9 protein-coding genes are annotated in these 13224 nt (G+C 42.6%); all 9 read right to left on the bottom strand.

What is annotated here, in order from left to right; translation table 11 throughout:
- Positions 1-21: 21 nt before the first annotated feature.
- Genes B7696_RS03965 through B7696_RS03925 form a run of 9 tightly spaced genes read right to left on the bottom strand, consistent with a single transcriptional unit; the run spans position 22 to position 13223 of the window.
- Positions 22-1209, bottom strand: a complete 1188-nt coding sequence (locus tag B7696_RS03965; protein WP_239822190.1) for a GH25 family lysozyme — start codon at positions 1207-1209, stop codon at positions 22-24.
- Positions 1210-1213: 4 nt separating this feature from the next.
- Positions 1214-1546, bottom strand: a complete 333-nt coding sequence (locus B7696_RS03960; protein WP_084862286.1) for a phage holin — start codon at positions 1544-1546, stop codon at positions 1214-1216.
- Positions 1530-1943 carry a hypothetical protein gene (locus B7696_RS03955; protein ID WP_239822189.1) on the bottom strand — a complete coding sequence of 138 codons (414 nt, stop codon included), beginning with the start codon at positions 1941-1943 and terminating at the stop codon, positions 1530-1532. Before B7696_RS03955 ends, B7696_RS03960 begins: the two co-directional genes overlap by 17 nt.
- A gap of 37 nt (positions 1944-1980) precedes the next feature.
- Positions 1981-2586, bottom strand: coding sequence for a DUF1366 domain-containing protein (locus B7696_RS03950; RefSeq protein WP_084862282.1), 606 nt, complete (start codon positions 2584-2586; stop codon positions 1981-1983).
- Between the two features lie 12 nt (positions 2587-2598).
- Positions 2599-4647 carry a DUF859 domain-containing protein gene (locus B7696_RS03945; RefSeq protein ID WP_084862280.1) on the bottom strand — a complete coding sequence of 683 codons (2049 nt, stop codon included), beginning with the start codon at positions 4645-4647 and terminating at the stop codon, positions 2599-2601.
- A complete protein-coding gene (locus B7696_RS03940) occupies positions 4647-7646 on the bottom strand; it encodes a phage tail spike protein (RefSeq protein WP_084862278.1) in 3000 nt (999 codons plus the stop codon). The genes B7696_RS03945 and B7696_RS03940 overlap by 1 nt, the downstream gene beginning before the upstream one ends.
- A gap of 2 nt (positions 7647-7648) precedes the next feature.
- On the bottom strand, positions 7649-9148 hold the full coding sequence (locus B7696_RS03935; RefSeq protein WP_084862276.1) for a distal tail protein Dit: 1500 nt from the start codon (positions 9146-9148) through the stop codon (positions 7649-7651).
- On the bottom strand, positions 9148-12603 hold the full coding sequence (locus B7696_RS03930; RefSeq protein WP_084862274.1) for a tape measure protein: 3456 nt from the start codon (positions 12601-12603) through the stop codon (positions 9148-9150). The genes B7696_RS03935 and B7696_RS03930 overlap by 1 nt, the downstream gene beginning before the upstream one ends.
- Before the next feature lie 20 nt (positions 12604-12623).
- Positions 12624-13223 (bottom strand): Gp15 family bacteriophage protein, encoded by a 600-nt coding sequence (locus B7696_RS03925; RefSeq protein ID WP_049511155.1) that lies wholly within the window; start codon positions 13221-13223, stop codon positions 12624-12626.
- Between the last annotated feature and the right edge of the window lies 1 nt (position 13224).

Here is a 13224-nt window from a genome sequence, read left to right as displayed (position 1 = left end):
CAGGTTTTTTTAGTCAGTTCGTCAAGAAAGCAATTCATTAACTCGATTTTGAACAGCTTGTGCATCGTAACCAGCGTTTGTTAAGTTTTCGAAACGCTCTTGACCGTTACCCCATAGGCCTTGGATAACCTCGTTTGCTACGGTATCAAGATCTGAATTAGCGTTTTCATCATTTAAAAGACTATTCACTCTGTCTTGAACAGCTTGTGCGTCATATCCCGCTCTTGTTAAGCTATCATAACGCTCTTGACCGTTACCCCAAAGACCTTGAAGGACTTGGTTTGCGATTTCGTCAACATCGTAGTCGCTTGTATCTGAATCATCACCGCTTAAAATACTGTTAACTCTATCCTGTACAGCTTGAGCGTCGTAGCCAGCATTAGTGAGATTGTCATATCTTTCCTGTCCATTTCCCCACAAGCCTTGTAGCACTTCATTTGCTAAAGTATTCAAGTCTTTACTAGTGTTTCCAGCATTTAAGAGGTCATTTACCTTGTCTTGCACGGCTTGCGCATCGTAACCAGCATTTGATAGGTTATTAAAACGTTCTTGCCCATTACCCCAAAGGCCTTGAATAACTTCACTGGCTACAGTATTAAGGCTTTTTAGAGCGTTTTTACTGGTTACATTATCCTCTTCGGCATCATCTAACAATACAATATTCTTGTCAAACGGATTTGAAGAGTATTGCCACCAGCGAATACCGTCCATGCTTGGGAAATAGTCAAAGTCAGCTGTACCATCGTTTAGCCCATATCCAGCAATCCAAAGGCTATTTGGGAATTTTGCAAGAATCTGCTCATAATAGATATTATCAAGCGTGAAAGGTTTGTAGCTGTAATAAATTGGCTCATAGCCATTTTCTTTGAGGATTTCCATGAAGCGAATACAAGCATCTGTATTTGATTGTTTATCTCCGCTAGCGTGATCTTCGTAATCAAGACACAAGTATTTTACTTTTTGAGGTACATTATCAAGGAAGTAGCGTGCTTCACGCTCAGCTTCTTCTATGTCTCCGCCGAACCACGCAAAATGGTAGAACCCGATAGGATTTGATTGTTCTACTTGGGCATGTCGGCACGGATTTAGGTAGCTTGTGCTTTCTGAGATTTTGATAATGGTATTCTGTGTACCCATATCCTCCAAAATACCTGTAATATCGTATCCATTGTGGCTAGATACGTCGATGAATAAGTCGTTTTTCTTCATTTGTTTATTCTCCTTTCCATGCATTGTTCATCTTCTTCACTGCTGACTCTACAAAGGTATCTAAGTCCTTGTCAGTCATGCTGATGTTGTATTTTGTAAGTTCAGCTCGGACTTTATCACGAGCTTGCTCAAGTTTCTCCTCGCCTTTATAACCAGTTTCTGAAGCTACCTGCTCAACGGCATGTACTGCATTTTTAGCAAGGATTTCAACGATTTTGATTGTCTTTTCACCACCTTTTTGAACAAGGTAGTCCTTGACTGCCTTAACTGTTACCCCTGCTAAAATAACAAGGATGCTGATTGCACCATTTGTGATGATTTCAGTAATTTGTTGCATTTGTATTTTCCTCCGCAATTTCTAAATTTACAAATTTATTAAACAGGGCATCGATGCGCCCATTCCCACCTAGTTTTTTGTAACTTGAGTGCATTTTGTGGATAATATCCGACTCGTGAACGCTTGTATAACCACGCTTGAGAGCAACAGTAATATCACGCTCCAGCCGTAGATACATAGTAGCTAGATGTGCTTCATCATGCACAGCCAGCTTGTTGTTGATTTCAGTTATATTTTGCTTGTTCTCCTCACCGATAGCATGGATAGTGCTCAATTCCCCCTTCAGCTCCTTGAACTGTTCTTGGTTGAGATGACCTGCTTTACTGGCTCGCATGCCGAACCAACCAGTCGCAACAACTCCAATTGTGGGGGCTAGCTGAGTAATCGCATGTATCATTTTCTCGATTATTTCAGACCATGACATAAAATCCTCCTTACTCAATGCGTGGCATGACCACAGTCAACACGCCTTGTTGTAGCATCTCAGCAAGAGCCTGGTCCTTGTATGTATAGCCCTCATTAGCCTGCATCTGGAACTTAAAGATAGTCTTGGTTCCACTTGGCCATTTGGCATTGTTTTCAAACGGATAAGGCATGGCAATGATGTCTCCATTTGAGTAGCGTGTACTCTTGACTAGTGGCTTAACAAATGCTGCTACCTTGACATAGGCGTTGGTAGGCATACCTCCACTTTGTGAAATAGCAAGAGCAATCAATACCTCTGTGATAGCTGAAACAGTATCAAGATTTTCTTTTGTTTCTGCCGCTGCTTGCTCAGCTTTATCCGCTGCCTCTTTGTTCTTTTGCAGTTCTTGATTTACCTTGCTAAAACGTTCATTTTCAGCACGATTTGGGAAATTCTCTTGATAAAGAGCCTCAAGTGCCAGCTCAAAGAGTTCTGTATTTGACAAGCTGATTTTATCAGCTGGTAGCAAGATAGGTACGATAGCACCGTCTGCATTGACTAACGTGACCTTTGTAGCGGACGTGGCTCCGCTTGCATCAAATTCTTGTGATTTTGAACCATATTCTAGTTTCATATTTCCTCCTTTTTAAATTTTGAATGAAACATTATCGAAATTGAGCCAAGTGGCGTCAACGTTCTTTCTTACAACTATTTCTCCCGATGTTAAAATGCATAAAACCGCGACTGTAAAATCATCGTTGAGCGCAAAAACGTAAGTTGAATGTAACGGTCTAAATCCAGTTGGTAATTGAGCTATAACTGTCCCGTAAGATGTCTTTCCTTTCGTCCCAACTCCACGCAAGTACACCACTCCATCGAACGACTTTGAATATTGTACATCATTGTACTGCTGATGATGTTGCCACCCATTTTGTAGAGTTATGTTTCGCCAAGAAGTCGGATCGCTTTCTGATTTTAGCAGAGCTACATAATCAGAATTGTTAGTGGATTTTGATTGTTGCACTAGGTAGCGCCATGGCCTCCAGTTGTTATCAAAACCATTCTCCCTAACTGCCATATATCCTAAAGATGTTGTGAAGCGTTGGATACATTCCTGAGAGTTAGGGTTAGGTCTGAAGACCTCCAACATCCCCCAAGCCCCAAATGGATTATTTTGAGAGTTTCCGTCTATCCACCAAAAGCCAGTATTTTTCATGGAATTAAAATCCTGTTTGATGATCTTCCCACATCCATTATTGTCAGTGATTTGATACTGTTGGATAGGCTGATTATTAGCGTAGATGTCACCCTTAACATCAAGAGCGCCTTGCTCACGAATTTTATTGACGCCCACGCCAGAGCGGTCATAAGACAAAACCACGCTCTCTGTGGCCACATTGACCATGAAATCAGTCCGTGTGAATTTGTCCTCAAGCGTGCCGATCACAACCCAGGACTGATTTGCTAGATAGTTCCCAGCAAGGTTAGCTTGTGAATTGACTAGACTTGAGATACTTGTCCATGCTCCAGTAGCTTGTCCTGTATCCGCTTGAAAATTAGTAGTACCAAGTCTTGCAACTTTGAAAGTCAAGCTCATTGAGTTCTTTTGACTCCCTGATACTGTCAGAGGTGCAATCTTGGCATTTCTTGTGACCGTCAATGTGCTAGATGTTGAACCTGTTCTTACAATGCTAAAGCTAAGAGCAGGAGCAAAATACTCAAGCACTGTTACAGATACCTCTCTAGTATCTGACCATCTGCCACGGCTATCAGAGACTCTTGCTCTGATTTTGATAGCTCCGTGATAATTCATAATACCTAGACTTCCACCGTTCGAGCTTGTGGATTGGTTCTTGCCGACAATCTCAGCATAGTATCCAGTGATGGATGAGCCGTAAGAACCAACTGCACCATTAAGCGCTACTTTGATGTTAGAGATTACCTGAATGAACGTGTTTCCGTTTGGGATAAGGTTCTGAGCAGCACTATTTAAGTCTGATAATGATATCCCTGTAAAATTAGGCTTGACATTAGCTGGCACGCTTGCCGTGAATGTGGTTGACTGTGTGCCTGTCTTGGTAGAGCCTGAATAGGTATCGACAAAGATAGTACCTGTACCTGTTGCAGAGTTCGGGATGTCGTTTGCAAAGTCAAGAGGGATCGTCCACGTTGTAGATGTGTCTACATTACTTGCAATCGTTCCGTTCTTACCAGCCCAGGAATAGCGTACCGTGTGCTTGAAAGTGGAGCTCTGACGGTTAATGTTGATAGTTACTAAACTACCAATGTCCCCAGCGCTCACGCTTACAGAGCTTGAGCGTGGTATCGTTGAGAGCGTGAATGAGTTCCTACTGATTGAAAGTGTTCCTGGTGACCATCCACCACCACCGCTAAATGCAGCAGACAGCCCAAACGATTTTTTACCATCATTTTCATGTCTAATTGTTACTGTCTTATCAATCAGCATAATTGAGCTATTTTGACTCAGCATAGATGGACGACCTGACCAGCTCAAAGTCTGACCGTCAACGGTTACAGAGGCAGTACAGTCATAATCTGCAAATGTATGAGCACCGTTTGTCAAAGCAAGTCTTAGTCTTACTTGACTGCTATTATCAGATGTATTTTGGGATACTTGGTCTACCCACAGTCTGAGATAATAGCTCCTATCATTATTTGACCAAAATTCAGCCATCATGCACCTCCTACATATCTAATCACGTTCATGTCTGCATTGAGATGGTACTGTTCCTCTCGATACCGTCCAATTTGCACGGTTTTAGAAAAGATACCATTTTCAATATGTATAACCCCTTGAGAGATATACATAACCTCAATCCCTGCTGAAAACATTGAAATCCGTCCATTCGGACTAAATAACATACTGGATGAACCGTCATTTTTACCGATAACTAAGCCCTCATTTGAGGAACTCATATAGGTATCAATGAAATTCCAGCGGTCAGACAATTCTCCCAAATCTTTGGCAATGTTTGAAACACGCTGACTAGCTGAAATCAAATCTTTCTCAGCTTGAACTCTTGCCTCTTCGTTTGACTTCAGAAAATCCTGATAGGCTTTAATCCAGTTATCAAGCGTGTCAGCGCTAGCCTTGGCCTCGAGCTCAGCCTGGATAATTCCAGCTTTCTCATTGAGAGCGTTCAGTTGCTCCTGAGTTAGCCCTTGGTCGGCTTTAGAGTTAAGGCTATCCTCAATATCCTCAGGAGCTGGTATCCAATCAATAGGAACTGTCCCAGTATTGACTCTTAGATTTGAAACGATAACTGTTCCATCTGAACCGTTCTCAAAATTTAGATACAAGGCAATCTCTTCAATTAGATTGCTTGTCCTACCGTTTGAGTATGGTTTCCACTGCCAAGGTTGAGAATACGTGCCAGCTTTAACAGATGTAGTATCTATGTATTGCCTTCCTAAGGCTTTATCATCAGTGGTAAAATCCCACTGTTCTGGCGAACCGTTTCTATACTTAATTACACGATTAACCCTAAAACCTTTAATAGTTTCAGAGGCCACATAATCAAACGTTAAATAAAGTGGTTGAGCCGTTGACCAATTCTGAGCTGATTGTGATAGTGTATAGATTTTCCCTTGATTTCCTATAGTAGGGTGAGATGTCCCTAGAGCAAAATTACGAGCCCCAACCCTCACATTATCAAAGAGAGCTGTCCAGTTGTATCTTGTAGGATCCTGACTGTCCGCCTCAGTGAAATCCGTTAGCGTACCTAAATAGCGCTTGTTAGTACTATCAGAGGTACTAAAATCAGTACGACCGTCCGCAGAATTAGCCCAAGCCCTATGAAAATAGGGAGTCCGACCATCAGTCCCTGGTTTACCTGGAATACCTTGAGGGCCGTCCTTGCCGTTTAAGCCATCTGAGCCTCTCCACCTCGTCCAGCGATAGTCAGCAGGATTGGCACTGTCAGTTGAGTTAAAATCAACGTACACTCCTATATAAATCTTGTCAGCGTTAGTCTGGCTAAATCCACTACCTGAGATAGTATCAGCATAAGCTATATGAGTGTACTGTGTACGACCGTCCGCTCCTCTAACTCCTGGAATACCTTGGTCACCTTTGGCACCTTGTAAGCCTTGGAGTCCTTGTAGCCCACGTTCCCCACGGTCTCCCTTTTCGCCTTTTTCTCCTCTGTCGCCTTTAGGACCTATTGCTCCCTGTGGTCCAGTGTCTCCTTTCGGACCTTGTAGCCCATCCAATGTATTGATGAGAGTCAACTGCTCAGACGCTACCTCTTTGTTATCAATCCACGCCGAGACTGTCAAAACCATCGTTTGATTGATGTCAGAGGCGCGGACAATGTAACTAGAGCTTGTAGCTTTGATTACACCATCCACCACCCAGCGCCATCCGCTATTGATGACTTTGTTACCTTTTATGAGGGTAGGGGTCACAATGGTCTGACCTTGGCCATTTTTAAAGGCTATACCATTGTCTGTAGCTAGTTTGATAGTGTAGGGTTTAGCGTCCTCTATCATCCTGTCTAGCTGTTGCTGAATGCCTTGAGATAGACGATTTTCAAGCGCCTTAGCATTTGAAAAAGTCGTTTTATTGTTTCTAGGATTGGTAAAGCTGATGACCTGCTCAGACACCCTCATCTCAAGTAAAAGAGTAGGGCTAAAGCCGTCATCATAGACTTTTACCGTGTCTCCTATTTCAAGATCCGCAAAGCCCTCAGCCTCATAAGTGACTGCTGGATAACAGTTTTTCTTGAGCTCACGGTAGGCCGTTGAACGGATAACCTCAGGATTTGAACTCTCTACCGTCATATCTTTACGAATATACTGGTCTAGTGTACCTGTTGAGTGTGTGAATGTAGATGGATACATCTGCATAGAGATTGGAGCAACAAGATGAGCACCTAATTGATAAAATTCACGCTCGCCTTTGGCATTGTTGACTGACCAAGATCCAAGACCACTAATGTCAATCACGTTGCCATGATCGTCCTTACCAGTAGGTTTGACTGAGTTATAAATTCCAGTCTTGTCAATCGTCCTAGTAATTGTCTTGAGGTTTTTTCCATACTCTAAAACTGTTGAGCTGACTTGACCTACTCCCTGGTAGCTATCGTCGTGCTCATGGTAGACATTGACCATAAATGACTTGATAGAGCTATCATCGTTGAGGCGTGTGTCAAATTCAATCTCAGCGCTAAATTTCTTAGCTAGACTTAATAGTCTATTTAGTTTGGTATCAGTACCCTCCCACTCGGCAGAAATCTTTTTATCTGAAACCTCATTGATACCGATTTTTAAGAAAGTATAGTTGAGCAAGTCCATCTCCTCACAAAATTCCTTAAAGCTCATAGCTTTAGAGGACTTGTAAGGGTTAGCGTACTCATTTATCAGCTCAAGGTTTAGGTTGATACTATAACACTTGATAACTTTCTCATTTTCTTCAACTTTTCGGATAGTATGTAGATAAGTCTTGCCTTTATATTGAAATGATACAAAAGCCTTTTCATTTAGAGCGTTATAGGTTCTTTTTCGACCTATATCAGAGATAATGGCCTTTTTAAAAACAGTAAAATCAAAGGTACTAGAGCCTGTCTCTAAATACCTTGTCCAGGTATCATTGAAATAGTTTAATGTTCCTTGTTTTTCATTGTCCACAAATGCTACTTTTCTCAAATTTGAGTCATGTATTGTCAATAACATTGCTATAGATACCTTTCTTTAAATTCTACTTTGACAGTGGGTTTGGTCTTGACCCAGCTTGAACAATAGACCTCAAGCTGACTGCTTCCTGGTGGTATACTCAAAAATTTTGAACCCTGAACGACATCTACAGCTTTCTCAATTCCATCTACTGTGACTGAGTTGTTTTCGCTGTCAAGAATGACATTTGATCCTATTGGATAACGGTTTGGCAAGTCGTTGATAACTGACACAAAATCCTTTCGATACATCAGCTCATCAAGATATAAGTGAGGGATAATCGCCTTTCCGTGAAAGCCACCAATCGTAACGTGGATTTTAGCTGATTTTTTACCTCTGATTTCAGGAACGAAAAAATTATAGTGCGAGCCATTATAATAGACTTGAACTCTCTCATCGTTTCTCATGATTTCAAACTGCCCCCTTGTTTTCGCAAAAGGATTTCTGTTTTGGTCACTAGAAGAGTCGAAGTCTAAAGTTTTCAAGAAATTATAGTCATTGTGGTTATTTGTTGCAAAAACATTAAAACCGCAGTATAGACCGTTATATCGCTTATAAGTCTCAATACCGTACAAAAACTGATTATTTGCGTCAGTCACAGTCACTTTAATAAAGCCACATTGAGCCACAGAGTCTAGTTGATAGACAAGTTTGCAAAAGATGTAGTCATTGAGTGATCCTTTTTGACCTGTTGAATCAGCTGGGATTTCCCATGATAAGCCTGTTGAATAGCTTTTATTATATGTTCCACTAAACTGCTCTCTTAGCTTGACACGTTTCTTACCGGCCACTGTGACTAGTTCGGATGTCCCGTTTAAATTCTCTGGACTATTAGTCACTGAGCTGTTTTTTACTGCTTTTGCAAGACCATCAGCGATTTTATCGCCTCTAAAGTCAAGTAAGACCTCAGAACGCTTGACTATTTCTGTGTCTACCTCTTTTCGGTCGCCAACCTCAAGAGCTCCGCTAGTATTAACCAGGCCTATATAGCCGTTTTCAGCGTTGTTTTTGACTGTTATCACAGGAAAAGCTGGGACGTTACCATTATTGACCAAATTAAAAACAACCTTGTCAGGTTGCTCTTGTCCGTTATCAAAACGCTTATAGGTTGAGCTGTGAGCTACTCCGTCAGGGATAATCAGGTCAAAACTGCCCTTTTGGAACCATCTAGTAATGTTGTCCATGTCCACAGAGCCAGATACTAGACCCATGTAATACTTGTCAGGCTCGTCTGAAATGACAATTTTGACAGCCTCAGAGGTATTAAAAATACCAGCTAGTTTGTGCTTAGCCGTTTCAAGTGTCATGCCGTTCCCATATTGCATAGCAAACTTGACTTTGATGATTTTAGCGTCTGTCCTTACCTCTTGCAGATTTACTCCTAAAAGTGGAGCGTCATTAGTAGTGATATGGCGCTCATTACCTACTGGTCTTATAATTTCGATAATGTCAATAACCTCAGAGAGGTCAAATCCATTGATTGTGATTGTGTCATTGTTCATTAGATAATCCCTCTCATCATGTTATCAATCATTAACTTATCGTTTTGATAGTTAGTCATTGGGTCTCCGATTTTAGCAACCAGAGTACCGTCATCTAGTACCATATTCACAGGGCGCTTGACAGCCTCCTCAGCCACTTCAAGAGCTCTAGCCAGGACTTTGTCAGCCTGGTCACGAATAACCTCGATTTGGCTTGTTTCTGCTCGTTCTGTGAGTGATTTGAGTCTAAACTGACTAGATACAGTATGTTTCCCTAAACCTAGCAAGTCCTCAGCGCTAAATTTGAACGCTGACATCTCTTTCTGAACGTATGCCAGACTATCAACCACATCAGAGCTATTCTGTTCAATACCCACGGCAATACCTTGAGCAATGTATCTACCTACATTGTCTCTAAATAGTCGTGACGGACTGTGGATCTTGGCCTTGGCTTGTGCTGCTCTTTCAGCTTGAGCGACAAGCGCATTAGCAGCAGCTGTGACAGCCCCAAGTGCTAAATACATACCTTGCGCCAAACCTTGCCCAATCATGCTCCCTGCATAACGCATAGCTCCAGCCCCTGACATTGCCCTAGAACGGATTGAGCTTAACATAGCTGACATTGCAGCCGTTGCTGATCCAATTCCTGAGCGGATGCCGTTAGTAATGCCATTAGAGACCCCACGACCTGCCTGTTGACCGGCTTGAGTCATCTGAGTTGCCGATTGCAGGACCACAGACACCATCTGTTGCATGCTTGAGCGCATTATTGCTACAGCTTGAGACATTGCTGACTGCACAACAGAATTGAGTAGAGACATTGCTGATCTAGCAGCTGCCGAGATACTAGAAAAGGCCGAGACAACCATAGGAGCGGATGTAGCTAACTGCATAATGGCAGTAGTTGCCATGATTGCTGATGTGGTAATCAGTGTAAACTGACCTGGTATTGTACCAAGTACGCCAACTAAAGCACTCACAACTCCACTGATTGCTGTAAATCCTGCTGATATAGCTAGGGCTCCAGCCTGTGCCATCAACATTGAACTTGACAAAGCAACTAACCCACTTTGTAGGATAGTAATGCTAGCTGTTGTCCCTGATAAACCTACAAAAGAGGTCATTACTGATGTTGCAAAGGCACTCATAGCAGTACCAGCCAATGTCATCGCTGGGGCTAAAGTAGTTACAGAGGCTGAAATTGTAGGAATGGTGCTTGCCATTGTTGTTAGTACAGCAACGGCCATGGCTCCGCTGGCTTGTATTGTGAGTAGACCTGCTCCCAGTGCCTGCATACCTGCACCAACGCTAGCCATGCCAGCGCTTGCTCCTGAGATTTTACCTACGCCAATAGCAACAGCGGCTAAAGATGCTGCCATATCCCCAAGGTTGGTATTTGTGATCATTACCACCCCTTGAGCTAACTGCTTAAATCCATTTCCTGCTTTTTGAGCAGCCGTACCAATAGAATTGAATACATTAGCAAGGCCATCTAATACACTCTTGATAGCATTACCTACAGAGGTGATGACATTGGAAATACCATTAAAAGCACTCTCAATACCTTTACCGATTCCTTGAGCGGCAGTAGATATTGCTTGCCCAACTGATGTAAAGATATTAGCAATGCCTTGCAAAGCTGTAGAGATCACTCCTCCAATAGAAGCAATAATGCCAGCAATACCACTCATAGCTGTACTGATACCATCAGCAATAGCCTGGATAATTGTTACAATTTGTGGTGCATTTGCAGATATGGCGTTAATGATCTGAGTCATTCCGTTAGAGATAGCTGTAACAAGTACAGAAATCCCAAGAGCAGCAACTGCAATACCAGCACCAATAAGAGCAACGGAAGCTCCAAAAGCTAAAATACCTACAGCTCCTGCTGTCAATGCTGGACCTAATGTAGCTGCTCCCACAGCAAGCAAGGCAATACCTGCTACAATGGCAAGCATTGCAACCTGTGCACCAGCTCCAGCTGAGGCAAGTTGTATAGCTGCCTGTACCAGGACATAAACACCAGCGGCAGCTATCAAGACCCCTGCGCCAATCATAAGAACTGCAGCGGCCAATCTCAAAACAGAGCCAGCACTTGCGGATGCCGTTGTCCCAACTGCTGTATTCCCTGCGCTCATTGCGGCACTTGCTCCAGCGTTAGCAAGTTGGGCTGTTGTCAATCCTAGAATGTTACTTACTAAACTAACTAGATTCTTACCAAAATCAAAGGCTGTTTTTAGAGCCTGAGCAATCTTGACTCCCGCCTTGATACCTATCAAAGCTGTGCCAATGCTAATAATCGCCGTTGCTACACTTTGGATTGTCCCTGGATCTAAGCCTGAAACAAAGTTAGCTACTGCGGTTGCAGCCTGAGAAAGCCACTTGACAATATTGCCTAGTACACTTCCTAAGGTTGTCAACACTTCTGATGCTGTCAAACTATCCCACACATGACCAATCGCACCTGAAATGCTCTTAATAGCCTCGACAAAAGCACTAACTGCTCCTGTATTTGAGAATGCCTCCCAAAACGTTTTGATTTTGGAAACAACATTAGAGATTGATGAGCTGATTCTAGTGACAACCCCCTCAATGTCTATCCCTTCTAAAAACGCACCTAGCTTTTCAGCAATACTGTCAAAATTGATTTTGTCCAAAGCGTCTGAAACAGCATTTACTGCCTTGATACCAAACTTATTGAGCTTTTCAAAGGCTGGCATGAGCTTATTAGAGAGGCTTTCCTTGGCACCGTCTATAGCTTGGTCAACCGTTTTGAACTCTGTAGCCATTTTTTGGAAAGCGTCCGAGTTCCCAGCGCGGTTCATAGCGTCAAAGAAGTCCTCTGTCTTGACTTTTCCGTCTTGAACAGCTTTTACAAGCTCAGCGGTAGACATTCCCATCTCTTTTGCGACTGCAGCCATACCAGCTGGAGCTTGTTCCATCATAATCTTAAAATCCATCCAGGCAATTTTAGGCTTACTTGCCATCTGTGTTGCCTGAGTGGACAATGATTTCATGGCTTGGGCTGGATTTTCAGCAGAGGCTGCAAGTCCACCAAAAGCCTTAACTAGACTACCAACATTTTTAGTCCCAACTGCGTCAAGTTGCGAGTAAGTACTAGCCATATCAGAGGCTGAGTAGATCGTTTTGGTTGCAAAGTCCTGCATTTCAGTCTTAGCTGCCTTGATTTCCTCAGCTGATCGCCCAAAGGCCTGTAGGTTCCCCTCAAAGGTTTTCCAAGCTTTCTGTGAACTGTTTAGCTCAGAGGCCATTTCACGGACACCACTTGTAATAGTCCCAATTCCTGTAGTAAGGGCAGAACTAATCAGATTAGCTCCTAAGACAGACTTAAAAACAGACCCTACTTTCGAGCCTGCGTTTTCAAGTCCACCGAATAGAGCTTTAAGCTTGCTTACTCCTGATTGAGCATTAGAGCCATCCATATCAACCTTGATAGTAACTGAACCATCTGCCATTATGTACCTCCTTTCTAAAATTAGTAGTCAAATTCATCAGGTAGAGCATACTCTTTTTTGAGTTCCCTCATGTTCTCCTTATACTGCTTACTATCTCCCTTTTGAGGCTTGTAAGAGCGTATTTTTAGCACCTCAGCAAATTTAGTATCACTAGGCAGGCCATTGAGTAAAGCGTTGAACTTCTTCCAGTGTAGGCTGTTCTGAGCGTCTATTAGGTCAATTCCGTAAGCCTGGAGAAATGATGAGTAAATATACTCAGCGTCGTACTTCAAGCTAAAGAGACGATCTCCTCCCTCAGATTGGCTCCTAGAGCGTATCTTGCTTTTGATTGGGTTCCCTGCCAAATCTAGCACTGGTGCTGTGTCTTTAGCTGGAATAATTCTAATATGCTCCTCAAATATCATCTTAAAGATTGCTGTAGCTTGTTCAGGAGTTAAAGCCTGAGTAAAATCTACATCGGTCAAGATTTGAATAGCCAGGAAAGGCTTGTAAAGCTCGTCAATGTCATCATCATTGATCAGCTCCACCACTTTCAAAACCTTGTTAAAAGCGATATTCATTGGATACACATCATCACCAAGGACTAACTCATCTGTCAATTTCCTTGATAGGTCCAGCATG

The organism is Streptococcus mitis (genome assembly GCF_002096815.1).
GTDB classification, from domain to species: domain Bacteria; phylum Bacillota; class Bacilli; order Lactobacillales; family Streptococcaceae; genus Streptococcus; species Streptococcus mitis_AD.
The sequence above is the reverse complement of the archived record's forward strand: the minus strand, read 5'-3'. Positions and strand labels throughout refer to the sequence as shown.

What these genes read in the sequence shown, in the direction of transcription:
- B7696_RS03950 (WP_084862282.1), bottom strand. Translation starts at nt 2,586, where the DNA reads ATGAAACTAGAATATGGTTCAAAATCACAAGAATTTGATGCAAGCGGA.
- B7696_RS03935 (WP_084862276.1), bottom strand. Translation starts at nt 9,148, where the DNA reads ATGAACAATGACACAATCACAATCAATGGATTTGACCTCTCTGAGGTT.
- B7696_RS03940 (WP_084862278.1), bottom strand. Translation starts at nt 7,646, where the DNA reads ATGTTATTGACAATACATGACTCAAATTTGAGAAAAGTAGCATTTGTG.
- B7696_RS03925 (WP_049511155.1), bottom strand. Translation starts at nt 13,223, where the DNA reads ATGCTGGACCTATCAAGGAAATTGACAGATGAGTTAGTCCTTGGTGAT.
- B7696_RS03930 (WP_084862274.1), bottom strand. Translation starts at nt 12,603, where the DNA reads ATGGCAGATGGTTCAGTTACTATCAAGGTTGATATGGATGGCTCTAAT.
- B7696_RS03960 (WP_084862286.1), bottom strand. Translation starts at nt 1,546, where the DNA reads ATGCAACAAATTACTGAAATCATCACAAATGGTGCAATCAGCATCCTT.
- B7696_RS03965 (WP_239822190.1), bottom strand. Translation starts at nt 1,209, where the DNA reads ATGAAGAAAAACGACTTATTCATCGACGTATCTAGCCACAATGGATAC.
- B7696_RS03945 (WP_084862280.1), bottom strand. Translation starts at nt 4,647, where the DNA reads ATGGCTGAATTTTGGTCAAATAATGATAGGAGCTATTATCTCAGACTG.
- B7696_RS03955 (WP_239822189.1), bottom strand. Translation starts at nt 1,943, where the DNA reads ATGATACATGCGATTACTCAGCTAGCCCCCACAATTGGAGTTGTTGCG.